Origin of the sequence: Streptomyces sp. CA-243310 (assembly GCF_050936775.1) — a bacterium.
GTDB lineage: Bacteria > Actinomycetota > Actinomycetes > Streptomycetales > Streptomycetaceae > Streptomyces.
Genome location: NZ_JBNJMF010000002.1, coordinates 2,410,126 through 2,436,831, shown reverse-complemented (window position 1 = coordinate 2,436,831; position 26,706 = coordinate 2,410,126). Strand labels below are relative to the sequence as shown.

General features: G+C 70.4%; 24 protein-coding genes. 11 read left to right on the top strand and 13 right to left on the bottom strand.

What is annotated here, in order from left to right:
• The first annotated feature begins 198 nt into the window (after nt 1-198).
• Nucleotides 199-1,149, top strand: a complete 951-nt coding sequence (gene era, locus ACQEVM_RS28645) for a GTPase Era (protein ID WP_404135315.1) — start codon at nt 199-201, stop codon at nt 1,147-1,149.
• A 21-nt stretch (nt 1,150-1,170) separates the two neighbouring features.
• On the opposite strand, the gene ACQEVM_RS28640 is transcribed toward era, so the two are convergent.
• The 4 genes from ACQEVM_RS28640 to ACQEVM_RS28625 all read right to left on the bottom strand — a co-directional run bounded on the left by ACQEVM_RS28640 (nt 1,171) and on the right by ACQEVM_RS28625 (nt 4,291).
• Nucleotides 1,171-1,839: an SAM-dependent methyltransferase gene (locus ACQEVM_RS28640; protein ID WP_433083727.1), complete on the bottom strand. Its 669-nt coding sequence runs from the start codon at nt 1,837-1,839 to the stop codon at nt 1,171-1,173.
• A 200-nt stretch (nt 1,840-2,039) separates the two neighbouring features.
• Entirely contained in the window at nt 2,040-2,852 is an 813-nt protein-coding gene (locus ACQEVM_RS28635; RefSeq protein ID WP_433083725.1) for a GNAT family N-acetyltransferase, read from the bottom strand.
• A gap of 76 nt (nt 2,853-2,928) precedes the next feature.
• Complete coding sequence (locus tag ACQEVM_RS28630; RefSeq protein ID WP_433083723.1) at nt 2,929-3,198, bottom strand: protealysin inhibitor emfourin; 270 nt, start codon at nt 3,196-3,198, stop codon at nt 2,929-2,931.
• Nucleotides 3,199-3,226: 28 nt separating this feature from the next.
• On the bottom strand, nt 3,227-4,291 hold the full coding sequence (locus ACQEVM_RS28625) for a M4 family metallopeptidase (protein WP_433083721.1): 1,065 nt from the start codon (nt 4,289-4,291) through the stop codon (nt 3,227-3,229).
• Nucleotides 4,292-4,656: 365 nt separating this feature from the next.
• Between ACQEVM_RS28625 and leuA the strand changes: the two genes are divergently transcribed.
• From leuA to ACQEVM_RS28595, 6 genes are all read left to right on the top strand, one after another.
• A complete protein-coding gene (gene leuA / locus ACQEVM_RS28620) occupies nt 4,657-6,420 on the top strand; it encodes a 2-isopropylmalate synthase (RefSeq protein WP_433083720.1) in 1,764 nt (587 codons plus the stop codon).
• Nucleotides 6,421-6,815: 395 nt separating this feature from the next.
• The gene (locus ACQEVM_RS28615; protein ID WP_433083718.1) at nt 6,816-7,511 is read left to right on the top strand and encodes a TerB family tellurite resistance protein; all 696 of its coding nucleotides are present in this window, start codon (nt 6,816-6,818) and stop codon (nt 7,509-7,511) included.
• 640 nt (nt 7,512-8,151) lie between these two features.
• Entirely contained in the window at nt 8,152-9,720 is a 1,569-nt protein-coding gene (locus ACQEVM_RS28610; RefSeq protein WP_433085433.1) for a nucleobase:cation symporter-2 family protein, read from the top strand.
• Between the two features lie 121 nt (nt 9,721-9,841).
• A complete protein-coding gene (gene recO / locus ACQEVM_RS28605; protein WP_053681973.1) occupies nt 9,842-10,588 on the top strand; it encodes a DNA repair protein RecO in 747 nt (248 codons plus the stop codon).
• A gap of 11 nt (nt 10,589-10,599) precedes the next feature.
• A complete protein-coding gene (locus tag ACQEVM_RS28600; protein WP_053681972.1) occupies nt 10,600-11,424 on the top strand; it encodes an isoprenyl transferase in 825 nt (274 codons plus the stop codon).
• A 59-nt stretch (nt 11,425-11,483) separates the two neighbouring features.
• Entirely contained in the window at nt 11,484-12,035 is a 552-nt protein-coding gene (locus ACQEVM_RS28595; protein ID WP_433083715.1) for a YcxB family protein, read from the top strand.
• Here ACQEVM_RS28595 and ACQEVM_RS28590 read toward each other — a convergent pair.
• Genes ACQEVM_RS28590 through ACQEVM_RS28575 form a run of 4 tightly spaced genes read right to left on the bottom strand, consistent with a single transcriptional unit; the run spans nt 12,032 to nt 15,188 of the window.
• Nucleotides 12,032-12,463 carry a Fur family transcriptional regulator gene (locus ACQEVM_RS28590; protein WP_078999356.1) on the bottom strand — a complete coding sequence of 144 codons (432 nt, stop codon included), beginning with the start codon at nt 12,461-12,463 and terminating at the stop codon, nt 12,032-12,034. The genes ACQEVM_RS28595 and ACQEVM_RS28590 overlap by 4 nt on opposite strands.
• 51 nt (nt 12,464-12,514) lie before the next feature.
• Entirely contained in the window at nt 12,515-13,378 is an 864-nt protein-coding gene (locus ACQEVM_RS28585; protein ID WP_433083713.1) for a metal ABC transporter permease, read from the bottom strand.
• Nucleotides 13,378-14,169 (bottom strand): metal ABC transporter ATP-binding protein, encoded by a 792-nt coding sequence (locus tag ACQEVM_RS28580; protein WP_433085431.1) that lies wholly within the window; start codon nt 14,167-14,169, stop codon nt 13,378-13,380. The genes ACQEVM_RS28585 and ACQEVM_RS28580 overlap by 1 nt, the downstream gene beginning before the upstream one ends.
• Nucleotides 14,170-14,195: 26 nt before the next feature.
• Complete coding sequence (locus ACQEVM_RS28575; protein ID WP_433083711.1) at nt 14,196-15,188, bottom strand: metal ABC transporter substrate-binding protein; 993 nt, start codon at nt 15,186-15,188, stop codon at nt 14,196-14,198.
• A gap of 166 nt (nt 15,189-15,354) precedes the next feature.
• Here ACQEVM_RS28575 and ACQEVM_RS28570 point away from each other — a divergent pair, with 166 nt between their 5' ends.
• Nucleotides 15,355-16,737 (top strand): glycine--tRNA ligase, encoded by a 1,383-nt coding sequence (locus tag ACQEVM_RS28570; RefSeq protein WP_433083709.1) that lies wholly within the window; start codon nt 15,355-15,357, stop codon nt 16,735-16,737.
• Nucleotides 16,738-16,855: 118 nt separating this feature from the next.
• Here ACQEVM_RS28570 and ACQEVM_RS28565 read toward each other — a convergent pair whose 3' ends face one another.
• The 4 genes from ACQEVM_RS28565 to ACQEVM_RS28550 form a co-directional block, all read right to left on the bottom strand.
• Nucleotides 16,856-17,596: a VC0807 family protein gene (locus tag ACQEVM_RS28565; RefSeq protein WP_433083707.1), complete on the bottom strand. Its 741-nt coding sequence runs from the start codon at nt 17,594-17,596 to the stop codon at nt 16,856-16,858.
• Nucleotides 17,597-17,859: 263 nt separating this feature from the next.
• Nucleotides 17,860-18,453, bottom strand: coding sequence for a TetR family transcriptional regulator (locus tag ACQEVM_RS28560; protein ID WP_433083705.1), 594 nt, complete (start codon nt 18,451-18,453; stop codon nt 17,860-17,862).
• 21 nt (nt 18,454-18,474) lie between these two features.
• Nucleotides 18,475-19,512, bottom strand: a complete 1,038-nt coding sequence (locus ACQEVM_RS28555; RefSeq protein WP_433083703.1) for an aldo/keto reductase — start codon at nt 19,510-19,512, stop codon at nt 18,475-18,477.
• 96 nt (nt 19,513-19,608) lie between these two features.
• Entirely contained in the window at nt 19,609-19,953 is a 345-nt protein-coding gene (locus ACQEVM_RS28550) for a DoxX family protein (RefSeq protein WP_433083701.1), read from the bottom strand.
• A gap of 91 nt (nt 19,954-20,044) precedes the next feature.
• On the opposite strand from ACQEVM_RS28550, the gene ACQEVM_RS28545 reads away from it, so the two are divergent.
• On the top strand, nt 20,045-20,500 hold the full coding sequence (locus ACQEVM_RS28545) for a MarR family winged helix-turn-helix transcriptional regulator (RefSeq protein WP_433083699.1): 456 nt from the start codon (nt 20,045-20,047) through the stop codon (nt 20,498-20,500).
• Nucleotides 20,501-20,771: 271 nt separating this feature from the next.
• Here the strand turns inward: ACQEVM_RS28545 and ACQEVM_RS28540 are convergent, their stop codons facing one another.
• The gene (locus ACQEVM_RS28540; protein WP_433083697.1) at nt 20,772-22,211 is read right to left on the bottom strand and encodes an MFS transporter; all 1,440 of its coding nucleotides are present in this window, start codon (nt 22,209-22,211) and stop codon (nt 20,772-20,774) included.
• A gap of 51 nt (nt 22,212-22,262) precedes the next feature.
• On the opposite strand from ACQEVM_RS28540, the gene dusB reads away from it, so the two are divergent.
• Together dusB and ppdK are read left to right on the top strand one after the other, a co-directional pair.
• Nucleotides 22,263-23,405, top strand: coding sequence for a tRNA dihydrouridine synthase DusB (gene dusB / locus ACQEVM_RS28535; RefSeq protein ID WP_433083695.1), 1,143 nt, complete (start codon nt 22,263-22,265; stop codon nt 23,403-23,405).
• 365 nt (nt 23,406-23,770) lie between these two features.
• On the top strand, nt 23,771-26,479 hold the full coding sequence (ppdK, locus tag ACQEVM_RS28530; protein ID WP_433083693.1) for a pyruvate, phosphate dikinase: 2,709 nt from the start codon (nt 23,771-23,773) through the stop codon (nt 26,477-26,479).
• Nucleotides 26,480-26,706: the final 227 nt, after the last annotated feature.

The window sequence follows — 26,706 nt, the reverse complement described above, 5'->3', positions numbered from 1 at the left end:
GACGTGCGGCTGAGCAGCAGGTGGGACGGCCCGCCGACCCTGGAGTGGACCCGGCTGACGATCCGGGCACAGGCCGCGGGGGCCACCGCCGAGGGCGCCGTCGAGCATGCCGCGCACCCCCTCCTGACCACCTTCCTGGCGGGCGCTTCGACCGTCCTGGCGGTGGGCTGGTCGGCGCTGGGAGCCGCATCGGGGAGAATGGCCCGTATGAGCGATCGTTCCCCCGAGCCCACCGCCCCGCACCGCGCGGGCTTCGCATGCTTCGTCGGCCGCCCCAACGCGGGGAAGTCGACCCTGACCAACGCGCTCGTGGGCACCAAGGTCGCGATCACCTCCAACCGGCCGCAGACCACGCGCCACACGGTCCGCGGCATCGTGCACCGCCCGGACGCCCAGCTGGTGCTGGTCGACACCCCCGGCCTGCACAAGCCGCGCACCCTGCTCGGCGAGCGCCTCAACGACGTCGTCCGCTCCACCTGGTCCGAGGTCGACGTCATCGGCTTCTGCCTGCCGGCCGACCAGAAGCTCGGCCCCGGCGACAAGTTCATCGCGAAGGAACTCGCGGGGATCAAGAAGACCCCCAAGATCGCCATCGTGACGAAGACCGACCTGGTCGAGTCCAAGCAGCTCGCCGAACAGCTCCTGGCCATCCACCAGCTCGCCGCCGAGCTCGGCTTCGAGTGGGCCGAGATCGTCCCCGTCTCGGCCGTCGGGGACAGCCAGGTCCAGTTGCTGGCCGACCTGATCGCGCCGCTGCTGCCCGAGAGCCCGCCGCTGTACCCGGAGGGCGACCTCACCGACGAGCCCGAGATGGTGATGGTCGCGGAGCTGATCCGCGAGGCCGCGCTGGAAGGCGTACGGGACGAGCTCCCGCACTCCATCGCCGTCGTCGTCGAGGAGATGATCCCCCGGGAGAACCGCCCGGCGGACCGCCCGCTGCTGGACATCCACGCGAACGTCTACATCGAGCGGCCCAGCCAGAAGGGCATCATCATCGGCCCGAAGGGCTCCCGCCTGAAGGAGGTCGGGATGAAGTCGCGCAAGCACATCGAGGCGCTGCTCGGCACCCCGGTCTTCCTCGACCTGCACGTGAAGGTCGCCAAGGACTGGCAGCGCGACCCCAAGCAGCTCCGCAAGCTTGGCTTCTGACCTCGACCAGGACGAAAAGCACTAGGGCAGCCGGCGGACCTTCACCGCGTTGTCCAACCGGGTCCCGGGCCGGCCGTCAGGCCGGTTCTGGGCCCGTTCGTGTTCCTCGGCCAGCAGCACCTCCCAGGCGCCGTCCGGCAGCTCCAGGTCGGCGACGACCTCGGTGGGCGTCGGGAAGCGCACGCCCTCGACCGGCGGCTCCTGCCAGGGCGCCCAGCCCGCGTGGCCGACGATCAGCAGGACTCCGCCGGGGGCCACGGCGGCGGCGGCCCGGCGCAGGATCCGCTCGCGCGGGAACTCCCCGTACGAGTGCAGGAAGCAGGCGGAGACGAGGTCGTACTCGCCGGCCGGGAACGAGTGCGCGAAGTCGTGCCGCTGCCACTCCACCCGGTCGCCGACGCCGGCGTCCGCCGCGTGCGAGGCCGCGCGTTCCAGGGCCACCCCGGAGATGTCGCTCGCGGTCACCCGCCAGCCCCGCCGGGCCAGCCAGACGGTGTCGCCGCCTTCGCCGCAACCGAGGTCCAGGGCCCGGCCGGGGGCGAGGTCCCCCGCCTCGCGGACCAGGGCGGTGTTGGCCTCGCCGCTCCAGATCCGGTCGTTCTCCCGGTAGCGGCCGTCCCAGAACTCCTCGCCCGTGACACCGGGCTCGGGGGTGGGCGGCTGGGCGTGGGTGTGCGCGTGGTCGGACACGAGGACCTCGGTCTCTGCGGGAAGGGGCGCGGGCCAGGCCCCGACCGTCCGGGTGCCTGTGCCGCCGATGCTCCGCCCGGGCCCCCCGAAACGCCAAAGACTCTTGCCGTTTCGGCAACCGCCAGGCCGTCCGGCCGTCCGGGCGCCCGTCCGGGCAGCCGCCGCACCGCGCCCGACTCCCCGCCGGCCGGTCCGGAGGGCTACTCCGGGGGTGCCACGGGCTCCGCGATGAGGGCGGTGGCCATGCGGCGGAAGCCGATCCGGCCGTATATCCGGGCCACGTCCTCGTCTCCCGCCGACAGGAACACCGTCCGGACCCCGCTCGCGAGCGCCTGCTCGACCAGGGCCGCCGTCACCGCGAGGGCCAGGCCCTGCCGGCGCGCCGCCGGGAGGGTGCCGACGGCGACGACCTCCGCGACGTCGCCGACCGGGATGTACTGGCCCGAGCAGAGCACCACGCCGTCCCGTACGGCCGCGGCCATCCCCGTGCCGCCCGAGGCGAGCTGATCCGAGAGCCGCGCGCGGCGCGGTTCCACCGACGGATCCGTCAGCGCCGCCGCCAGTTCGGTCGTCCCGGCTTCGCCCAGCGCCGTGCCCGGGGCCGCGAACGCCAGCGCCGGCACCGTCACCGCCGCCGCCAGCAGCGGGTCGTCCGCGCCGAGGACCCGTACGTCCGGATGGGCCGGGGTCGGCCGCACGGACTCCAGCACCATCAGCGGATGCGAGCTGACGCGCAGTCCCGCCGCCTCCACCGAGGCCCGCAACGAGGGGCTGTTTTCGGCCACCCATTCGAAGGCCTCGGGTACCTTCAGCTCCCGTTGGCGGGCGAGCACCCGTTCCACGTCGGCCGCGGAAGCCTCGGGTCCGCCGAGCGAGGGGCGCGCGTAGTACGACCACCCCTCGCCCTCCCGCACGAACAGGGTGAGCGGCCCGAAGTCCTCGGCCCGGGCTCCGCCCACGCGCGGGACCGTGTCGTAAAACCGCTCAAGGGCGGAAAGAATCTCTGTGGTCATCCGCCAATCCAAGCAAAGCGCCTGCTCGAAGGCCTCCCAATTACCGCAGGACGACCGCAGGCGCCCGAGGGGTGGCCTACGCGCCCTCCTTCAGCACGCGCGAGATCAGATCGCGTTGGGCGTCCGACAGGTACGGCTCCGCGCAGGACACCGTCCGCCCGTCCACCGTGATCCGGTACGAGAAGCCGTCCCGCACCCGGTCCGGCCCGTGTCCCGGCGGCCCCGGCAGCAGGGCCTGCCGGGCCAGGTGCCGCCACTCGTCCTCGTCCGGCCGGCCCGAGGTGTCCACCTCGGCCCGGCGCTCGATGCCCGCGAAACCGCCCGTCCGCACCACCAGAATCCGCATGCCCGCCTTCTTACCCCGGATCGGCCGGCTACCCCAGGCCGACGGTCGACCACGCCTTCTGGAGCGCCTGGTGCTCGGGGCCGCCGTCCCCGTGGCGCGCGACGGCCGCAGCCGTCGACAGCCGGGCGAAGTCCGCGAACTCCGCGTCCGGGGCGAGTTCCCCGCCGGTGAGGGTGTCGTACCAGATCTGCCCGGCCCGCTCCCAGGCCTTGCCGCCCAGCTCGGTCGCCACGATGTAGAAGGCGTGGTTGGGGATGCCGGAGTTGATGTGCACGCCGCCGTTGTCGCTGTGCGTGCGGACGTAGTCGTCCATCGACGCCGGCTGCGGGTCCTTGCCCAGCTCGTCGTCGTCGTACGCCGTTCCGGGTGCCTTCATCGAGCGCAACGCGACGCCGCTGACCTGGGGGCCCAGCAGTCCCGCGCCGATCAGCCAGTCCGCCTGGTCCGCCGTCTGCTCCAGCGAGTACTGCTTGATCAGGGAGCCGAAGACGTCGGACATCGACTCGTTCAGGGCTCCCGACTGGCCCCGGTACTCCAGGTTGGCCGTGTACTGGGTGACGCCGTGGGTCAGCTCGTGGCCGATCACGTCCACCGACACCGTGAAGTCGAGGAAGAGGTCCCCGTCCCCGTCGCCGAAGACCATCTGGCGGCCGTCCCAGAAGGCGTTGTTGTAGTCCTCGTCGTAGTGCACGGTGGCGTCCAGGGGCAGCCCCGAGTCGTCGATCGAGCGCCTGCCGAAGCCCTTCAGGAAGAGGTCGTACGTGGCCCCCAGTCCCGCGTACGCGCGGTTCACGGTGGCGTCCCGCGTCGGGGCGTCACCCTCCCCGCGCACCTTGTTCCCGGGGAGCCGGGTGCGGTGCAGCGCGTCGTACACGGTGCGGCGCGGTGCGTCGGACACGGGCGCGCCGAGCGTCGGGGCGACGCCCCGGACGGTGGTGACCCGGCGCCGGGTGCGCAGCAGGGAGTCGCGTTCGAGGGTGCGCTGCGCGGCGTCGGCGCGACGGGTGTTCTCGGACCGGGCGATGCGGTCGAGGAGGTGGGGCGGGACCACCGTGCAGAAGACGGGGTGCGCGGGGTGGTGAGTGGCGTCCATGCGGGCAATGTGGCAGTACGTGATTGTCCTGTCACTAGCAGCGACCATGATTCATTCGGTTGTCTGAAAGCGCCCGCGCCACGTTGACGGATCGACCGGACCTGACGGCCGGGAAAGAGCTTTACCTCACAAACGGTGCAAAACGGACCACCCGGTCTTGCATACTGAAACAGGTCCTCGCATCACGGCGCGGCTCGGCTAGGCTCGGTCCATCATGCGTTTCGGGCTGCTTCTCCTTAGCTGCCGCGGCGAGGGTCTGTAGTCGTAGGCCGGCCCCCTCCCCGCGGAGTTTGGTGTTGCGGTTTTGCGACCGCCCGTCGGCCGTCCCAGCGAACTACACGCGGACACGCGAGGAGCCCTACGCCATGAGCCAGCAGCCTTTTGTCGGTCGCCCCACGCCCATCACGAACGCGACCCACACCCAGCGCCCCTCCGGGATGCCGGTGCACAAGTACGGCTTCTACGAGCAGGTCGAGATCCCGGACCGCACCTGGCCGAACGCCCGCGTCACCAAGGCCCCCCGCTGGCTGTCCACCGACCTGCGCGACGGCAACCAGTCGCTGATCGACCCGATGACCCCCGCCCGCAAGCGCGAGATGTTCGACCTGCTGGTGCGCATGGGATACAAGGAGATCGAGGTCGGCTTCCCGTCCTCCGGCGAGACCGACTTCAACTTCGTGCGCTCCATCATCGAAGAGGGCGCGGTCCCGGACGACGTCACCATCTCCGTACTGACCCAGGCCCGCGAGGACCTGATCGAGCGGACCGTGGAGTCCCTGGTCGGCGCCCGGCGCGCGACCGTCCACCTGTACAACGCGACCGCCCCCACCTTCCGCCGCGTGGTCTTCCGCGGCTCGAAGGAACAGATCAAGCAGATCGCCGTCGACGGCACCCGCCTGGTCATGGAGTACGCGGAGAAGCTGCTGGGCCCGGAGACCACCTTCGGTTACCAGTACAGCCCGGAGATCTTCACCGACACCGAGCTGGACTTCGCCCTGGAGGTCTGCGAGGCCGTCTGTGACGTCTGGCAGCCGGGCGAGGGTCGCGAGATCATCCTGAACCTGCCCGCCACCGTGGAGCGTTCGACGCCGTCCACGCACGCGGACCGCTTCGAGTGGATGGCCCGCAACCTGACCCGCCGCGAGCACATCTGCATCTCCGTGCACCCGCACAACGACCGCGGCACCGCCGTCGCCGCCGCCGAGCTGGCGCTGATGGCCGGCGCCGACCGCATCGAGGGCTGCCTGTTCGGGCAGGGCGAGCGCACCGGCAACGTCGACCTGATCACGCTGGGCATGAACCTGTTCTCCCAGGGCATCGACCCGCAGATCGACTTCTCGCAGATCGACGAGATCCGTCGCACCAGCGAGTACTGCAACCAGATGGAGGTCCACCCGCGCCACCCCTACGCGGGCGACCTGGTCTACACCGCCTTCTCCGGCTCCCACCAGGACGCCATCAAGAAGGGCTTCGACGCGATGGAGGCCGACGCGGCCGCCGCCGGCAAGACGGTCGACGACATCGAGTGGGCGGTCCCGTACCTGCCCATCGACCCCAAGGACGTCGGCCGCTCCTACGAGGCGGTCATCCGCGTCAACTCGCAGTCCGGCAAGGGCGGCATCGCCTACGTCCTGAAGAACGACCACAAGCTGGACCTGCCGCGCCGCATGCAGATCGAGTTCTCCCGGATCATCCAGGCCAAGACCGACGCCGAGGGCGGCGAGGTCACGCCGAAGGCGATCTGGGACGTGTTCTCGGACGAGTACCTGCCGAACCCGGAGAACCCGTGGGGACGCATCCAGCTGCGCTCCGGCTCGACCGCCACCGACAAGGACGGCACGGACACGCTGACCGTCGAGGCCGTCGTGGACGGCGTCGACGCCGTGCTGACCGGCACCGGCAACGGCCCGATCTCGGCCTTCTTCGACGCCCTGGCCGGCATCGGCATCGACGCCCGCCTGCTGGACTACACCGAGCACACGATGAGCGAGGGCGCCTCCGCCGTGGCCGCCTCGTACATCGAGTGCGCGATCGACGGCCGCGTCCTGTGGGGCATCGGCACCGACGCCAACACCACCCGCGCCTCCCTGAAGGCGGTCATCTCCGCCGTCAACCGCGCGGGCCGCTGACCCTCCCCGCCCCGTCCGCAACCCCGCCGCTCCACCCGGAGCGGCGGGGTTGCGCGCGTCCCGGCCGAGCGGGAGACGTCACCGCCGTGACCTCCGCGCCGCTCCGTCCGGATGGTGCGGGCGGCCACGGCGTTGACGCGGATCGCGCCCGCCGCGCGATCCCGCGCGAGCCGCCCCGCAGGGCCGACAACCCCTGCGCCGCCAGGCCAAACGCCGCCCGGGCGGGCCGGAATCGGGCAGACGGAGATCGGCCAAGTCCCGGATCCGGGGGATGTTGTCTTGTCACACGACTGACGCATCCTCACCGATGTGGCTAACATCACGCCAACCCGGGCGATGGTGCCAGGGGGTCCCGCCCGTGCCCGAAAGCCACGGGGGAGTTACGGAGGTGCGACGTGCTGCCAGCTCGGGATGGGGACGGCCGGAAGCTGACGGCCTGGGGCATCCGGACCACCTGGAGCACCGTGGGCGACGGGGAGTTCTACTGCCCCGACTGTGGGGGTGACCGCAACTACCGCCGCCGCACCGGCCGCCGCAGGTTCACCGTCCTCGGGATCCCGCTGCTGCCGCGCGGCCACGCCGGGCCCGTCGTCGAATGCCAGGCCTGCCGGGAGCGCTACGACGCCGACGTGCTGGACCACCTGACCACCACCCGCTTCTCGTCGATGCTCCGGGACGCGGTCCACACGGTGACCCTCGCCGTGCTGGCGGCGGGCGGAACCACCTCCCAGAGCACACTGGAGGCCGCCGTGTCGGCCGTACGGTCCGCCGGGTTCCAGGACTGCACCGAGGAGCAGTTGGAGTCCCTCGTGGACGCCCTGGCCGCCGACGAGGGCCGACTGGGTCTGTACGACGGCCCGGAGTGCCGGGGTGCCGCGCTGTCGATCGAACTCCACGAGACCCTGGAACCCCTGGCCCCGCACCTGGCCGGGCCGGGCCGTGCCTCGCTGCTGCTCCAGGGCGCGCGGATCGCCCTCGCCGACGGGCCGTACACCCCGGCCGAGCGCGAGGTGCTGGCCACCGTGGGCGCCGCGCTGCGGATGGAAACGGACGAGGTGGCACGGCTGCTGTCGGCGGTCCGGGCCCCGTAGCCCCACCCGCCGCACCCCGAACACCATGCGCCCCCGGCCACGCGAGGCCGGCGGCGACGCGCGCCCGGACACCGTGCGCCCCGCCCGCCCCGATCGCATCCGAAACCGGTCGCCGCGCCCCTCCTCGACGTAACGATCCGGCCTCGCGGGGCCGAACCGGAGCGCCGCGCGATCCGTGCCAAGGGAGGGAACCGGCCCCTCCGGGAGTGGGACGCCGGACCGCCCGATGGCTGGAACCATGCGCTCGGCTTTGCCGTGCCGAACCCCGGCGAAGGCGGTCCGCGCAGGTCATCGCCGCGGGCTTCGCGCGTGCGCAGTACCTGCGCGGTGCGTGCGCGGTACGGGATGCGGCCTTCGCGGTCCACCGGCCATAGCCGCCGCTCGCGTGTTCCCGCCAGTGGCGGAACCTCCAGATCGACGACCCCGAAACGTCAACACTTTGTAGAAGTCGACGATATCTGTGAGCGCCCCCACAGGCGTTCAATTCCGGTCACACGACGAGACGCCGCCGGTAACACAGCGGGGCTTCGATGCACGTGAATTCACTGACATCCCGGCGGACCAACGGGTTCGCGACCCACTCCGGCCAGGGATGACCAGATCTCCTCTCGTCACCTACCTATCGAAGGGCAAGGCAGAGATGGCACGTGTCGCCGCCCGGCTTTCCGCCAACGGAGAGCAGAGCTCGCACCCGGTCGACGAGGTGCTCCCCCTCCCCAAGCTGGCGCTGTACGGCTTCCAGCACGTACTCGCCTTCTACGCCGGTGCGGTGATCGTTCCGATCCTCGTCGGCAGCGCGCTCAAGCTCAGTCCCGAGCAACTGGTCTACCTGATCAACGCGGACCTCTTCACCTGCGGCATAGCCTCGATCATCCAGGCCTGGGGCATCGGGCGGATCGGTGCCCGACTGCCGATCATCCAGGGCGTCACCTTCACCGCCGTCTCCCCGATGATCGCCATCGGCCTGGGCGCGGGCGGTGGCACGGCGGCCCTGCTGGTGATCTACGGAGCCGTCATCACGGCCGGCATCGCCACCTTCGCCTTCGCCTGGATGCCCGCACGTGTCTTCCGCGTCGTGATGTCGCTCTTCCCGCCGGTGGTGACCGGCACGGTGATCACCATCCTCGGCATCGTCCTGCTCCCGGTCGCGCTCAAGGACGTGGTCGGTGGCGCCCCGCTCGTCGGCGACGGCGGGGACCCGAAGCAACTCGCCTACGCGGTCGGCACCATGCTCTTCGTCCTCGTGATGATGCGCCTCGGCCGCCCCTTCGTCTCCAGCATCGCGGTCCTGCTCGGCCTGGTCGGCGGCACGCTCGTCGCCTTCGCCCTCGGCGACGCCAAGTTCGCGGCCGTCGGCCAGTCCGACTGGATCGGCGTCACCACGCCCTTTCACTTCGGCGCCCCGAAGTTCGAGTGGTTCCCGATCCTCCTCATGCTGATCGTCATGCTGATCACGATGGTCGAGACGACCGGTGACACCTACGCGGTCGGCGAGATCGTCGGCAAGGACATCGACAGCGAGACCGTCGCCCGGGCGCTGCGGGCCGACGGCGCGGCCACCGCGATCGGCGGCCTGCTGAACTCCTTCCCGTACGTGGCCTTCGCCGAAAACGTCGGGCTGGTCCGCGTCACCAAGGTCAAGAGCCGGTTCGTGGTCGTCGCGGCGGGCGTGATCATGATCATTCTGGGTCTGCTGCCCAAGGCCGCGGCGGTCGTCGCCGCGATCCCGCCCGGTGTCCTCGGCGGCGCCGCCACCGTGATGTTCGGCATGGTCGCCCTCGCAGGCATCCAGACCCTCGGCAAGGTGGATCTCAAGGAGGAGAAGAACGCCCTGATTGTCGGCGTCGCCCTCGCCTTCGCGCTCTTCCCGGCGACCGTCCCGGCCTTCTTCGAGAAGCACATGAGCGTGGATCTCGCCTCGCTCCTCAACAGCGGTGTGACGCTCGGCGCCACGGCCGCGATCTTGATGAACCTGCTCTTCAACGGCCTGGGCAAGGGCGATCCGCACGCCGAGCCGCAGGCCGCCCCCGACGCCGCCCCGGAGGTCGTGCTGCCCGCCCAGGCGGACGCACCGGTCGCCCTGGCGGTCGCGCACAAGGCCGACGGGACGGACGGGACGGACAGGACGGACGGGACGGACCGCACGGACAAGGCGGCTGCGGGGGACCCGGCCGGCACGACGGACGGCGCGGCGACGCCCGCGGGCTGATCCTCCCGAGACGTGACGGCCCCGCGCCCGGACCCCGGTCCGGCGCGGGGTCTCGCCGTTCCCGCGCGGGTCCTCGTACAGGCGTCCCCGCCCGGGTCCCCGTACAGGCGACAATGGGGCCATGAGTCTGTTCCGCGACGACGGCATCGTGCTGCGCACCCAGAAGCTGGGTGAGGCGGACCGCATCATCACGCTCCTCACCCGGGGGCACGGCCGGGTGCGGGCCGTCGCCCGCGGCGTACGGCGGACGAAGTCGAAGTTCGGGGCCGGGCTGGAACCTTTCTCCCACGCCGACGTGCAGTTCTTCGCCCGGGGCAGCGAACTGATCGGCCGCAGCCTGCCGCTCTGCACCCAGACCGAGATCATCGCCCCGTACGGCAACGGCATCGTCACCGACTACGCCCGCTACACCGCCGGCACCGCGATGCTGGAGACCGCCGAACGCTTCGCCGAGAACGAGGGCGAACCGGCCGTGCAGCAGTACCTCCTCCTCGTCGGCGGACTGCGCACCCTCTCGCGCGGCGAACACGAACCCCACCTCATCCTCGACGCCTTCCTGCTGCGCTCCCTCGCCGTCAACGGTTACGCGCCCAGCTTCGACGACTGCGCGAAGTGCGGGATCCACGGCCCCAACCGGCACTTCTCCGTCGCCGCGGGCGGGGTGATATGCGGAGACTGCCGGGTACCCGGCAGCGTCGTACCCTCGTCTGAGGCCATCGCTCTGCTCAGCGCGCTGCTGACGGGCGACTGGGGTCACGCGGACGCCTGCGAGGCGCGTCACGTGCGGGAGGGCAGCGGGCTGGTCTCGGCCTATTTGCACTGGCATCTGGAGCGCGGGCTACGCTCCCTGCGATACGTCGAGAAATAGGAGCTGGACACATGGCACGACGCGGGATTCTGGGACGCTCTCGCCGGGAGTACAAGGTTCCCGAGCCGCACCCGTCCGGTGCGCGCCCGCCGAAGATCCCCGGCGAGCTGGTCCCGAACCACGTGGCCGTGGTCATGGACGGCAACGGCCGGTGGGCCAAGGAGCGCGGACTGCCGCGCACCGAGGGCCACAAGGTCGGCGAGGGCGTCGTCCTCGACGTGCTCAAGGGCTGCCTGGAGATGGGCGTCAAGAACCTCTCCCTCTACGCCTTCTCGACGGAGAACTGGAAGCGCTCGCCCGACGAGGTCCGCTTCCTCATGAACTTCAACCGCGACGTCATCCGCCGCCGCCGCGACGAGATGAACGAATTGGGCATCCGCATCCGCTGGGTCGGCCGCATGCCCAAGATGTGGAAGTCGGTCGTCCAGGAACTCCAGGTCGCCCAGGAGCAGACCGTCGACAACGACGCGATGACCCTGTACTTCTGCGTCAACTACGGCGGCCGCGCGGAGATCGCGGACGCGGCGCAGGCCATCGCCCGTGACGTCGCGGCCGGCCGGCTCGACCCGTCGAAGGTCAACGAGAAGACCTTCGCGAAGTACATGTACTACCCGGACATGCCCGACGTGGACCTCTTCCTGCGCCCGAGCGGCGAGCAGCGCACCTCCAACTACCTGCTCTGGCAGAGCGCGTACGCCGAGATGGTGTTCCAGGACGTGCTGTGGCCGGACTTCGACCGCCGGAACCTGTGGGCGGCCTGCCTGGAGTACGCCCAGCGCGACCGCCGCTTCGGCGGCGCCGTGCCGAACCAGGGAGAACCGGGCGCCTCCGCCTGACCGGCTGACGGCTCGACCGGCTGACGGATTGACCGGATCCCGCCGATAAGCTCCCTGTCATGGACACGGATACGGAGCCCTCGGCGCAGCCGGACGGGCAGGCGGTCGAGCTGGTCTACTCGATGACCAGGGCCGACATCGTGCAGGCCCTGCGCACGCGGGACTCCCACACGGCCTCGGGACGCCGCGCCAGGTGGGCTTTCCCCCTGGGCGGACTGATGGCCATGGGGCTCGGCGCCCTGACCCTGGCGGAGGGGGAGGGGGTCCTCGGCAGGCCCCTGTTCTTCTTCGCCGCCGGCGCGTTCCTGTGGGCCCTGGTGTTGTTCGCTCCGCGGCTCCAGGCACGGGCCTTCGGCGGGCTGCTGGACAAGACGGGGGAGGCCCGCGTCGTCGTCGACGCTTCCGGCGTGCACGTCAGGACTGCCGACACCCGGACGCACATCGGCTGGGCGGCCCAGCCGCGGTACACGGAGACGGACGGGATGTTCCTTCTGCTCAGCGACGACAAGCGGGCGGCGGCCATGACCATGCTGCCCAAGCGGGGCGCTCAGGATCCCGCCGACATCGACCGCCTGCGGGACGTGCTGGACCGGAACCTGCGCCGGATCTAGCCGGCCGCCGCGGCGCAGTCGGCGCAGGTGCCGAAGATCTCCACGGTGTGGGCGACGTTCACGTAGCCGTGCTCGGCCGCGATGGACTCCGCCCACTTCTCCACGGCCGGACCCTCCACCTCGACCGCCTTGCCGCACTTGCGGCAGACCAGGTGGTGGTGGTGATCGCCGGTGGAGCAGCGGCGGTAGACGGACTCGCCGTCGCTGGTGCGCAGCACGTCGACCTCACCCGCGTCGGCGAGCGACTGCAGGGTGCGGTACACGGTGGTCAGGCCCACGGAATCGCCGCGGTGCTTGAGCATGTCGTGGAGTTCCTGGGCGCTGCGGAACTCGTCCACCTCGTCCAGTGCCGCCGCCACGGCCGCCCGCTGCCGGGTGGATCGTCCTCGTACTGGCGCGGTATTCATCTCGCCAGGCGCAGTCGCCACCGGTTCCTCCTCGTTTCGGCCTCGGCCCATTGTGCCAGGCGGCCGAGACTCCTAGACCTTCACATCGTCGCGCGTACAGACCTCCTCGGCGCTCCGGGCGACCCTGGCCCGGCGCCGGGCCAGGGGGGTGGACAGGGCCGTCATCACCATGAAGACGGCGATGGCGAGCAGCACGATCATGGCGCCGGAGGGCGCCTCGACGTAGTACGTGGCGGCCGTGCCGGTCAGGGCGACGGTGACGCTGATGGCGATGGCCAGGCCCAGCGTCGTGGCGAAACCGCGGGTCATGCGCTGTGCGGCAGCGACCGGGATCACCATCATGGCGCTGACCAGGAGCAGGCCGACGATCCGCATCGCTACGGTGACGGTGACGGCCGCGGTGATCGCGATCAGCAGGTTCAGCGCGCGCACCGGCAGCCCGGTGACCCGGGCGAACTCCTCGTCCTGGCAGACGGCGAACAACTGCCGGCGCAGGCCGATCGTGACGGCGAGGACGAAGGCGGCCAGGATCACCATGGCGATGACGTCCTCGGACGCGACCGTGGTGATCGAACCGAACATCGACCCGAGCAGCATGGTCGTGGACCCGCCGCCCAAGTTGATGATCATGACTCCACCGGCCAGACCGCCGTAGAAGAGCATCGCGAGGGCGACGTCGCCGCTGGTCCGGCCGCGGGAGCGGATCAACTCCATGCCTACGGCGCCGACGACCGCGACGAGGGTGGCCATCCACACGGGACTCGTGTGCAGGACGAAGCCCAGCGCGACGCCGGTCATGGCGACGTGGCCGAGGCCGTCACCCATGACGGCCTGGCGGCGCTGGACGAGGTACGTGCCGATGGCGGGGGCGGTCAGTCCGACCAGACCGGCCGCGATCAGCGCCCGCACCATGAAGGGGTAGGTCAGGAGGTCCATCAGCTCAGCAGTCCCGTCCGGAGGGGCTCGGCGTCGTGCGCCGCGTGGGGGTGTACGTGGTCGTGGCCGGGGAGGGCGTGCTGGCCCACGGCCTCCGGGGGCGGTCCGTCGTGCATCACGCAGCCGTCGCGCAGGACGACGGCCCGGTCGATCAGCGGCTCCAGCGGGCCCAGCTCGTGCAGGACGAGGAGGATGGTCGTCCCGGCCTCCACCTGGTGCCGCAGGGCGTTCGCGAGGACCTCCTGGTTCGCCAGGTCCACGCCGGCCATCGGCTCGTCCATGATCAACAGTTCGGGTTCCACGGCGAGTGCCCGGGCTATGAGCACGCGCTGGTGCTGGCCGCCGGAGAGGGCGTTGATCGAGGCGTCGGCGTACGTGTCCATGTCGACGAGGGCCAGTGCCCGCTCGACGGCGGCCCGGTCGGCCTTGCGCAGCACCCCGAAGCGGGAGCGGGCCAGCCGGCCGGCGGAGACGATCTCCCGGACGGTGGCCGGGACGCCGGCGGCGGCCGTGGTGCGCTGCGGGACGTAGCCGATGCGTGACCACTGGCGGAAGCGCCTGAACTCGGTTCCGAAGAGGGACAGCTCGCCGTCGGTCAGCGGGACCTGGCCGACCACGGCGCGTACGGCCGTGGACTTCCCGGAGCCGTTGGCGCCGAGCAGGGCGACGACCTCACCGCGCCGGACGGTGAGGTCGATCCCGCGCAGCACGGGGCGCGAGCCGAGCGAGGCCGTGGCTCCGCGCAGGGATATGACGGGCTGGTCCGTTGTCTGACCCGACGTGGACTGCATGGCTCGCGCCTCCGTTGCTGCTGTCATCACTTGGCTCCGAGGGCCTTCTGGAGGTTCTTCAGGTTCGACCGCATGACCTCGAAGTAGTCAGCGCCCTGGGACTTGTCGGTGATTCCCTCGAGAGGGTCGAGGACGTCGGTCTTCAGGCCGGTGTCCTTCGCGAGGGCCTTGGCCGTCTTGTCGCCCGCCAGCGTCTCGAAGAACACGGTGGTCACCTTGTCCTTGGCCGCGACGCCCTGGAGGTCCTTCATGCGGGCCGGGCTGGGCTCGGACTCGGGGTCGATGCCGGAGATGCCCTCCTGGTCGAGCCCGTAGCGCTCGGCGAGGTAGCCGAAGGCGGCGTGGGTGGTGATGAAGGTCTTGGAGGCCGTGGTCCTCAGGCCGTCCTTGAACTCGGTGTCCAGGGAACCCAGTTCGGTGACCAGCGTCGCGGTGTTCTTCTCGTAGTCCGCCGCGTGCGCGGGGTCGGCCTTCCCCAGGGCCGCGCCGACGCCCTTGGCGATCTGCGCGTACTTGGCGGGGTCGAGCCATACGTGCGGGTCCTTGCCGGCGCCGCCGTGGTCGTGGTCGTGCCCCTCGCCCTCGGTCGCGTGATCGCCGCCCTCGGCCGCGTGGTCGTGGTCGTCGTGCCCGGAGGCGGCGTGCGCCTCCAGCTCGGTGAGGGCGCCGGCGTCGACGACGTTCTTCACGCCGGACTGGGCGACGGCCTTGTCCACGGCGGGTTGCAGCGTCTTGAGGTAGAGGATCACGTCGGATTCGCCGAGTCGGCCCGTCTGCTTGGGCGTGATCTCCAGATCGTGCGGTTCGACACCCGGCTTGGTCAGGGTGGTGACCGTCACGTGCTCCTTGCCTATCCGCTCGGCGAGGAACTGCATGGGGTAGAACGACGCCGTCACGGCGAGCTTGCCGTCCGTGTTCCCTCCGGCGGCACTGGCTCCGGAGCAGGCGGTGAGGGCCGTCGCGCCGAGGGCGACGGCGCCGGCGAGGGCTGCGGCGGGTATGAGGCGTCGTACGTTCATGACATCCATTTTCATCAAAGATGGAAACGATTGTCAAAAACCCTGGTGGGGGGAGCCCGCGCGGGCCGCCGGAGGGCCGGGCAAGGCCCTCCCGATTTGAAAGGGGGGGTGCGGGCGCCGGTAACCTAAAGGCTTCGCCGTTCGTCCTCGTAATGAAGAGAGCACCGTGGCCGCCGACAAGATCGAAACCATCGTCAGCCTGAGCAAGCGCCGTGGCTTCGTTTTCCCGTCCAGTGAGATCTACGGCGGCTCCAAGGCCGCCTGGGACTACGGCCCGCTCGGTGTCGAGCTGAAGGAGAACATCAAGCGCCAGTGGTGGAAGGCCATGGTCACCGGGCGTGAGGACATCGTCGGTATCGACTCCTCCGTGATTCTGGCTCCCGAGGTGTGGGTGGCCTCCGGCCACGTCGCCACCTTCTCGGACCCGCTGACCGAGTGCACCTCCTGCCACAAGCGCCACCGCGCGGACCACCTGGAGGAGGCGTACGAGGCCAAGCACGGCCGCGTGCCCGCCAACGGTCTTGCCGACATCAACTGCCCCAACTGCGGTGTGAAGGGCCAGTTCACCGAGCCCAAGCAGTTCTCGGGCATGCTGGAGACCCACCTGGGCCCGACCCAGGACACCGGCTCCAAGGCGTACCTGCGCCCGGAGACCGCCCAGGGCATCTTCACCAACTTCGCCCAGGTGCAGACGACTTCCCGCAAGAAGCCCCCCTTCGGCATCGCGCAGATGGGCAAGTCCTTCCGCAACGAGATCACCCCCGGCAACTTCATCTTCCGCACGCGCGAGTTCGAGCAGATGGAGATGGAGTTCTTCGTCAAGCCGGGCGAGGACGAGCAGTGGCAGGAGTACTGGATGCAGGAGCGGTGGAACTGGTACCGCGACCTCGGCATCCGCGAGGAGAACATCCGCTGGTACGACCACCCGAAGGACAAGCTGTCCCACTACTCGAAGCGCACCGCCGACATCGAGTACCGCTTCAACTTCGGTGGCAATGAGTTCTCCGAGCTCGAAGGCGTGGCCAACCGCACCGACTTCGACCTCAAGGCCCACTCGGCCGCCTCCGGCCAGGACCTGACGTACTTCGACCAGGAGGCCGGCGAGCGCTACACGCCGTACGTCATCGAGCCGGCGGCCGGTGTCAACCGCGCCATGCTCGCCTTCATGCTCGACGCGTTCAACGAGGACGAGGCCCCCAACGCCAAGGGCGTCATGGAGAAGCGCACCGTGATGCGCTTCGACCCGCGCCTGGCCCCGATCAAGGTCGCCGTCCTGCCGCTGTCCCGCAACGCGCAGCTGTCGCCGAAGGCCAAGGGCCTTGCCGCCGACCTGCGCAAGAACTGGAACATCGAGTTCGACGACGCGGGTGCCATCGGCCGTCGTTACCGTCGTCAGGACGAGATCGGTACGCCGTTCTGCGTCACCGTCGACTTCGACACCCTGGACGACAACGCGGTGACCGTGCGCGAGCGCGACACCATGAAGCAGGAGCGCGTTTCCCTGGACCAGATCCAGAGCTACCTGGGCAGCCGTCTGCTCGGCTGCTAGTCCGCGGTTGCCGGTCGGCGGCCTCGCCGTCACGGCTCGCCGGAATGCCGGTGGCCCGGTGCGCGACGCGCACCGGGCCACCGGCATTTTCCGTCTCCCTGCGGCGGGGGCCTCAGGCCTATGCGGTCCCGGCATGCTGCTCGGCCGAGGCCGTCTCCGCGGCCGCGGCCGAGGCCGTCTCCGCGGCGCGCCGTTCGCCCTCCGCCTGCGAACGCTTGCCGTAGAGGGCGGTCCAGACGCCCAGCAGGCCGAGCACCGTGTAGATCGTGACGGGGCTGAGGACCACCATCGTGTCCGTGTCCAGCGCGTAGGTCAGGGCGATGCGGACCCCGGCCTCGAGCAGGTAGACCACGCCCCACACCGTGGTCATCACGATCATGGTCCGGCGGAAGCCCTCGTACTGCCACAGGCCGTTCCACCAGGCCGTGCTCTCGGGAGTCCCGTCCGTGGCGAACTTGCGGCCGAAGTAGAACATCAGCGGCCTCGGTGCGAGAAGGGTGGCGAGGCAGAGCAACCCGAACAACCCCGTCACCCCCGAGTCCTTGATCAGCAGGGCCCGCGCCGAGTGCGCGCCGATCAGCGAGACGACCGCCGTGATCACCAGGAAGACCAGGGTGACGATCGCGAACTCGTCGACCTTGCGGCGCCAGGCCAGGTGGATGGCGCTGTCGAGGACGGGCCACGCGCTGCTGATCAGCAGCGCGTCGAACTCCCTCCAGCCGTGGTCGTGCAACTGGTTGTAGGTGATGATCGGCGCGACCACGTTGAGCCCGATGGTCAGAATCCAGCCGAGCGCCGCGGCGCCGCCCGACCGGGCGGGTGGTGCGGGGCGGGGGCCCTGCGGTGGTGGAGCGGACATGCTTCCCCCTGAGAAGTACCTGACGGTGTCTCGGGGAACGTAGGGCAGGGCCGCGTCCGGTGACAGGGGTCTCCGACTCAAATGATCACCAAGTCGAACGGAACCGCCTGCTCCGAATCAACGCCGCCCGGAGCGGGGGCAGTCGGACGGTCGTCGGTCCCCGGTCGTCCGTCCGCAGTCCGCGGCCGTCGATCCCCGGCCCGCGGCCGACGATCTGCGGTCGGGGTCCCGGGGGCGTCGGGTCAGGCGCGCAGACCCCGGGGTCAGGCGCGCAGACCCCGGATGACGAGCGAGGTGACCGCCTCGAACTCCGGGAGGATGGTCGGGGAGAGCCAGTCGGCGGCGTACTGCGGATCATGGAACCGGCCCGTGGCGTCGAAGACGGCCCGCGCCGCGGCCGGCACGTCGGGTGCGGCCAGCGTCCCGGCCTCGACCCCGTCGGCGATGATCCGGACCAACTGCTCGATCAGCTCGCTCAGGTGCCGGTCCACCACGCCGCTGTTCTCGGCGAGCAGCACGGTGTACGTCGCGAACAGCTCCGGGTCGGCGCCCGCCTTCTTGCGCTTGGCCTCGAAGAGGGCCTCCAACCACGCCTCCAGCCTGGAGGGTGCCGTCTCGGCGGGGGCCGAGGCGATCTCCTCCAGCATCGCGACGCTCTTGGCGAGCCAGCGGTCGGTGACCGCCTCGCGCAGCGCCGCCTTCGACGGGAAGTGGCGGTACACGCTGCCGTGACTGACGCCCAGCGCGCGCGCCACGTCCACCACGGTCGCCTTGGTGGGGCCGAAGCGACGCAACACGTCCTCGGTGGTTTCGAGGATGCGCTCCGGAGTCAGGGGTTCGGCAGCAGCAGGGGGCATGAGTACGACCGTACAGCTGGCTCAGTGCTCACTGTCGAGGTGGGCCATCTGGGCCTGCGGGTATCGATCGCCGGCCGCCGCCCCGGCCGGGACCGCCTCCTCGATGGCGGCGAGGTCGGCGGAGGTCAGCTCCACGTCGAGTGCGCCCAGTGCCTCGTCGAGGCGGTCCCGGCGGCGGGCGCCGACCAGCGGCACGATGTCCTCCCCGCGGGCCAGCACCCAGGCGATGGCGATCTGGGCGACACTCACGCCCTTGCTGTCGGCGACCTTGCGCAGGGCGTCCACCAGGTCGAGGTTCCGGTCGAGGTTGTCGCCCTGGAAGCGGGGGCTCATCCCGCGGAAGTCGCCGGGGGCCAGCGCCCGGTCGCGGCCGAAGTGGCCGCTGATCAGGCCTCGGGAGAGCACCCCGTACGCGGTGACTCCGATGCCCAGCTCGCGGGCGGTCGGCAGGATCTCCTCCTCGATGCCCCGCGAGATCAGCGAGTACTCGATCTGGAGGTCCGAGATCGGTGCGACGGAGGCTGCCCGGCGCAGGGTCTCCGCGCCGACCTCCGAGAGGCCGATGTGCCGCACGTGTCCGGCCTGGACGGCCTCGGCGATGGCACCGACCGTCTCCTCGATGGGGACGTCCGGGTCCACGCGGGCGATCCTGTAGACGTCGACGTGGTCCCGGCCGAGCCGCTGGAGGGAGTAGGCGAGGAAGTTCCGGACGGCGTCGGGCCGGCCGTCGTACCCGGCGAAGCCGCCCTCGACCGTGCGCAGCGCGCCGAACTTCACGCTCGTCAGCGCCTGCTCACGGGCCGCGGCGGGCGCGGTGCGCAGCGCCTCGTTGATCAGCAGTTCGTTGTGGCCCATGCCGTAGAAGTCGCCGGTGTCGAGCAGGGTGACGCCCGCGTCCAGGGCGGCGTGGATGGTCGCGATCGACTCGCTCCGGTCGGCCTCGCCGTACAGGGCGGACATGCCCATGCAGCCCAGCCCCAGCGGGAAGACGGAGGGGCCGGCGGTGCCGAGGCGGCGGGGGGTGCGAGGGGTATGGGGAGCGTTCTGGTGAGTGGTCATGAAAAGAGAATGGCATGACGAGTGACAGATTTCAATATCTGTCACTCGTCAGCATGAAGGGGTGCCGGATCCGGATCGAGGTGGGGTGGGGGTGGGTCAGGAGGCCAGGCGCAGCGCCAGCGCCGCCGCCGAGAGCAGCGTGAGGACGGCTGCCGGGGCGAGGTCGTAGTCCTTGACGCGCAGGTGGCTCACGACCGCGCCGATGAAGTAGAGGGTCACTCCGGCGGCGGCGGCCACGCCGAGGGGTGCCACCCACATGCCCACGACCAGCCCCACCGCACCGGCGGCCTTCAGTGCGGCCAGGGTCGGCAGCAGGGAGTCCGGCACCGCCACCTTTCGCATGTTCGCGAGGATCGTCTCGTTGCGCCGGAGGGTGAGGGTCGCCGACGCGGCGAGCGTGAGGGCGAGCAGGGCGGCGATGGCGACGTAGGCAATGAACATGATGAGCTCCAATGGTCGAGTATGTAAAACCATTGAATAGCATCAATGATCAGAAGATCGCAATCATTTCATGGGCGCTACGATGTGGGACATGACGGCAGCACAGGACGCCCCGAACCCGCCGCAGCGGCTGGGCCTGCTTCTCGCCTGGCACGGATCGGTCACCCAGACCCGCATGAAGAAGGCGCTCAGTGCGGCCGGGCTCACCCCCCGACACGCCATGACGCTCATGCACCTGGAGGGCGGCCCCGTCGGTCAGCGGGCGCTCGCGGCCCGGCTGGAGGTGGACCCGAGCGTGCTCGTCGGGATCCTGAACGACCTCGAGCGCGACGCTCTGGTCGAACGCCGCCGCGACCCGGCCGACCGCCGTCGCCACAACGTGGCCATCACGGCCGCCGGCTCGGCCGCCCTCGGCGAGACCAACGCGGCCCTCGACGCCGTCGAGCTGGGCCTGTTCTCCGGCCTGTCCGGGGCCGACCAGGAAACCCTGCGCGCGCTCCTGGCCCGGATCGACTCGCACGCCGACGACTTCGAGTGCGGGGAATAGGCCCCCGGAACCCCGCCGCGCGGCAGGGCCCGAAAGGGGCGGGCCAAGGGCTGTCCCGTCATCCCGGGCGGATCGGGGCACGCTTCCGGTTCCTTCCCGGGCGGATCGGGGCGCGCTTCCGGTTCCCGGGCGGATCGGCGCACGCTGCCGGTCCGGCCCCTCGCCGTGTCGCCGGAAGACCCGAATGCGCCCGGTACGAAAAAGCCCCTCCGCCTTGCGGCGCACCGCGTCCGACGCCGTGCGCCGATCCGCCAGGGGTGAGGGACGGCCCTCAGGAGACCCGTGCACCGATGTCGCGGCTCGGGGCCTCCAGGGTGCTCGCCGTGCGCAGGGCCGTCGCGCGGGCCCAGGGGCCGGTGGTCAGGAGGCCGACCGCGAGGACCGACGCACCGCAGAGCGTGATGATCCACCAGGCGGGCCGGGTCGCCTCCACGAAGCTCGCGCCGCCCGACGTGCCGGCCGCCAGGACCGCGCCGATCACGGCGACGCCGAGGGTGGCCCCGGTCTGTCGGCTGGTGGAGGCCACCGCCGCCGCCACGCCCGCCTGGGCGCGCGGCATCCCGGAGACGGCCGCGTTGGTGATCGGCACGTTGACCATCCCGAAGCCGAGGCCGAAGAGCACGTAGCCGGCGAACATCATCGGGGTCGAGGTCTCGGCGGAGAACGCCGCGAAGAGCAGGCCGCTCGCCGCCATCGTCACGCCGGCGATCACCAGCGGCAGCCGCGGCCCGGAGCGGGCCAGGAGCCGCCCGGACACGGGCGCGCAGAGGAAGGCCATCGCGGCCATCGGCAGCATGTACAGGCCCGCGCCGAGGGCGTCGAGCTCGAGCACGTCCTGGAGGTAGAGGGTGTTCAGGAAGAGGAACCCGGACATCGCGGCGAAGGCGCTCACCGCGATCACCGTCGCGCCGCTGAAGGGGGCGCTGCGGAAGAACCGGGGGTCGATCAGCGGCTCCGCCCGGCGGCTCTCGTGCAGCAGCAGCCACACCAGGGTGACCGCGGCGGTCAGCGCGCAGCCGATGACCAGCGGCGAGGTCCAGCCGGCGGCCGGGGCCTCGATGATCCCGTACGTCACCGAACCCAGCAGTGCCATGACGAGGAGCTGGCCCACCGGGTCCGGGCGGCGTGCGTGCTCGGCCCGGGACTCGGGGACGTAGCGCAGGGTCAGGACGAGGGCGAGCAATCCGATCGGAAGGTTGAGCCAGAAGATGGAGCGCCAGCCGACCGAGTCCACGAGCAGCCCGCCGATCAGGGGGCCGGCGGCCATGGAGATGCCGACGACGGCGCCCCACACGCCGATGGCGCGGGCTCGTTCCTTCGGGTCCGTGAAGGTGTTGGTGATGATCGACATGGCGACCGGGTTGAGCATCGAGCCGCCCACGGCCTGGAGCATGCGGAAGACGATGAGCCATTCCAGGCTCGGTGCGAGCGAGCACAGCAGGGAGCCCGCGGTGAAGAGCACCAGCCCGAGGGCGAAGATCCTGCGGCGCCCGAGCCGGTCCCCGGTGGACCCCGCCAGCATCAGCAGCGAGGCCAGCACGAGGGTGTAGGCGTCGATCGTCCACTGCATCCCTGCGACCGAGGCGTCCAGATCGTGCCGGATGGCGGGCAGGGCGACGTTGAGGACGGTGGTGTCGAGACTGACGATGAGCAGGCTCATGCAGCAGATCGCCAAGACGAGAGTGCGCCGCCCGGGGCTCAAGTCACGCATGCTGCCGATAGTACGACTAACTAACGACATGCGTGATGCGACAATGGGCGGATGACCACGCTTCCTCCGCCTCTCGCGATCGGCCCGCACACCGTGCAGCCCCCGGTGGTGCTCGCGCCGATGGCAGGCATCACCAATGCCCCGTTCCGTACCCTCTGCCGCGAGTTCTCGGGCGGCAAGGGGCTGTTCGTGAGCGAGATGATCACGACCCGCGCCCTGGTCGAGCGCAACGACAAGACCATGCAGCTGATCCACTTCGACGAGACCGAGAAACCTCGCTCGATTCAGCTGTACGGGGTGGACCCCGTCACGGTCGGCAAGGCCGTCCGCATGATCGTCGAAGAGGACCGGGCCGACCACATCGACCTCAACTTCGGCTGCCCCGTCCCCAAGGTCACCCGCAAGGGTGGCGGCTCCGCCCTCCCGTACAAGCGCAACCTGCTGCGCGCGATCCTGCGCGAGGCCGTCGCGGGAGCCGGGGACCTGCCCGTCACCATGAAGATGCGCAAGGGCATCAACGACGACCACCTCACCTACCTCGACGCCGGTCGGATCGCCGTCGAGGAGGGGGTGACCGCCATCGCCCTGCACGGGCGCACCACCGCCCAGCACTACGGCGGCACCGCCGACTGGGACGCCATCGCGCGGCTCAAGGAGCACGTGCCGGAGATCCCGGTGCTCGGCAACGGCGACATCTGGTGCGCCGAGGACGCGCTGCGCATGGTGCGGGAGACCGGCTGCGACGGCGTGGTCGTCGGGCGTGGCTGCCTGGGGCGGCCGTGGCTGTTCAACGACCTGGTGGCCGCCTTCGAGGGGCGCCCCGAGGACTTCCACAAGCCGACGCTGCGCGAGGTCGCGACCACCATGCTCCGGCACGCCCAGCTGCTGGGGGAGTGGATCGGCGACGAGACGCGCGGGGTGATCGACTTCCGTAAGCACGTGGCCTGGTACCTCAAGGGCTTCGCCGTCGGATCCGAGATGCGGGGCAGGCTCGCGGTCACGTCTTCCCTGGCCGAGCTGGGTGCTCATCTGAGCGAGCTGGATCTGGATCAAGGTTGGCCCGAGAGCGCCGACGGTCCGCGCGGCCGGACGTCCGGAAACAACCGGGTTGTCCTGCCCGAGGGCTGGTTGAACGATCCTTACGACTGCGCCGGCGTCGGCGAGGAAGCCGAGCTGGACACTTCCGGAGGCTGACAAATCGCCCTCCACGTCGCGTGATATACGCCACGCATGGGGCAGGTTTCGCTCAGATGAGCACGGAAGTCACGGGTAAGACTTTCAAAGGGTGGCACTGGGTGCCACCCTTTGTTCGTTCAACTCTTGAACGCAAATGTATCGATGATCGCTCATCCGAGCGTGATCAGGCCTCAATCGACCCCTCCGCCTTCGGGACTCGAACGCCCTTCGGGCTTTCGCATTACTCTTCGGTTACTTTCGAATGGCTGGCGCACGGGTGGTTACGGCCGCATGACGACCAAGTGGACGTACCCAGAAGCCTTCGATCTGGGTATGTTCCTGGCCGTCAGGGCAGCCACCGAGTCCTCGAGGAGTCGAGACCCGTGTCGGAAAACAAAGATCAGAAGCTCGTCTACGACTTCACCGAGGGCAACCGGGACCTCAAGGACCTTCTCGGCGGCAAGGGAGCCAACCTCGCCGAGATGACCAACCTCGGTCTGCCGGTCCCCCCCGGCTTCACCATCACCACCGAGGCCTGCAAGGTCTACCTCGAAAGCGGCGAGGCCCCGGCCGAGCTGCGCGACGAGGTCAGCGCGCACCTCGCCGCCCTCGAGGCGAAGATGGGCAAGAAGCTCGGTCAGTCGGACGACCCGCTGCTGGTCTCCGTGCGCTCCGGCGCGAAGTTCTCGATGCCCGGCATGATGGACACCGTCCTGAACATCGGTCTCTCCGACGACTCCGTGACCGGCCTCGCCTCCCAGTCCGGCGACGAGCGCTTCGCGTGGGACTCGTACCGCCGCCTCATCCAGATGTTCGGCAAGACCGTCCTGGGCGTCGAGGGCGAACTGTTCGAGGACGCGTTGGAGGCCGCCAAGGCCGCCAAGAAGGTCACCGTCGACACCGACCTCGACGCCGCCGACCTGAAGAAGCTCGTCAAGCAGTTCAAGAAGATCGTCTCGAGCGAGGCCGGCCGCGAGTTCCCGCAGGACCCCCGCGAGCAGATGGACCTCGCCGTCGAGGCGGTCTTCGACTCCTGGAACACCGACCGCGCCAAGCTCTACCGCCGCCAGGAGCGCATCCCCGGCGACCTGGGCACCGCGGTCAACATCTGCTCCATGGTCTTCGGCAACCTGGGCCCCGACTCCGGCACCGGCGTCGCCTTCACCCGCGACCCGGCCAGCGGCCACCAGGGCGTCTACGGCGACTACCTGCAGAACGCCCAGGGCGAGGACGTGGTCGCGGGCATCCGCAACACCGTCCCGCTGGCGGACCTGGAGGGCATCGACAAGGCCTCCTACGACCAGCTCATGACGATCATGGAGACGCTGGAGACCCACTACAAGGATCTCTGCGACATCGAGTTCACCATCGAGCGCGGCCAGCTGTGGATGCTCCAGACCCGCGTCGGCAAGCGCACCGCCGGCGCCGCCTTCCGCATCGCCACCCAGCTCGTGGACCAGGGCCTGATCGACGAGGCCGAGGCCCTCCAGCGCGTCACCGGCCACCAGCTGGCGCAGCTGATGTTCCCGCGCTTCGACGAGGACGCCAAGACCACCCTGCTGGGCCGCGGCATCGCCGCCTCCCCGGGCGCGGCCGTCGGCAAGGCCGTCTTCGACTCGTACACGGCCGTCAAGTGGTCCCGCTCGGGCGAGAAGGTCATCCTGATCCGCCGCGAGACCAACCCGGACGACCTGGACGGCATGATCGCCTCCGAGGGCATCCTGACCTCGCGCGGCGGCAAGACCTCGCACGCCGCCGTCGTGGCCCGCGGCATGGGCAAGACCTGTGTCTGCGGTGCCGAGGAGCTCGACGTCGACACCAAGCGCCGTCGGATGACGGTCGGCGACACGGTCATCGAAGAGGGCGACGTCGTCTCCATCGACGGCTCCACCGGCAAGGTCTACCTCGGTGAGGTACCCGTCGTACCGTCCCCGGTCGTCGAGTACTTCGAGGGCCGCATGCACGCCGGCGCCGACGACGCCGACGAGCTGGTCGCCGCCGTGCACCGGATCATGGCCTACGCGGACCGCGTCCGCCGGCTGCGGGTGCGCGCCAACGCCGACAACGCCGAGGACGCGCTGCGCGCCCGTCGCTTCGGCGCCCAGGGCATCGGCCTGTGCCGCACCGAGCACATGTTCCTCGGCGAGCGCCGCGAACTGGTGGAGCGACTGATCCTCGCGGACACCGACGGCGAGCGCGAAGAGGCACTCAGTGCCCTGCTGCCGCTGCAGAAGAAGGACTTCGTCGAGCTGTTCGAGGCCATGGACGGCCTGCCCGTCACCGTCCGCCTCCTGGACCCGCCGCTGCACGAGTTCCTGCCCGACATCACCGAGCTGTCGGTCCGCGTCGCCCTCGCCGAGTCCCGCAAGGACGCCAACGAGAACGACCTGCGCCTGCTCCAGGCCGTCCACAAGCTGCACGAGCAGAACCCGATGCTGGGCCTGCGCGGTGTCCGCCTCGGCCTGGTCATCCCGGGTCTGTTCAAGATGCAGGTCCGGGCGATTGCCGAGGCCGCCGCCGAGCGCAAGAACGCCAAGGGCGACCCGCGCGCCGAGATCATGGTCCCGCTCGTCGGCACCGTGCAGGAACTGGAGATCGTCCGCGACGAGGCCGACCAGGTCATCGCCGAGGTCGAGGCCGCCACCGGCACCCACCTCAAGCTGAGCATCGGCACCATGATCGAGCTGCCCCGCGCCGCGCTGACCGCCGGTCAGATCGCCGAGGCCGCGCAGTTCTTCTCCTTCGGCACGAACGACCTGACCCAGACGGTGTGGGGCTTCTCCCGCGACGACGTCGAGGCCAGCTTCTTCACCGCCTACCTGGAGAAGGGCATCTTCGGGGTCTCGCCCTTCGAGACCATCGACAAGGACGGCGTGGGCGCGCTGGTCCGCAGCGCCGTCGAGGCCGGCCGGGCCACCCGCCCCGACCTCAAGCTCGGCGTCTGCGGCGAGCACGGCGGTGACCCCGAGTCGGTGCACTTCTTCCACGAGGTCGGCCTGGACTACGTCTCCTGCTCGCCGTTCCGGATCCCGGTGGCGCGCCTGGAAGCGGGCCGCGCTGCGGCCGAGTCCAAGGGCTCGGACAGCCGCTGAGTCCTCCCTGAGCCGGGTTCCGGAACGGCTCGGTCGGGCACGAACCCTTCCGAGTCGAACCGGTTCCCAAGGCCGCGCCCGTCCCCGGGATTCCTGACCACCGGGGCCGGGCGCGGCCTGCTTTCGCAGCACGCATATTCACCGGGCCTTTACGGCACCAGGCGGTGGACGGATCCCCACCCGTCCACCGCCTGCCGCCTATCCGCCGGACACGTCGGCGCTTCCCG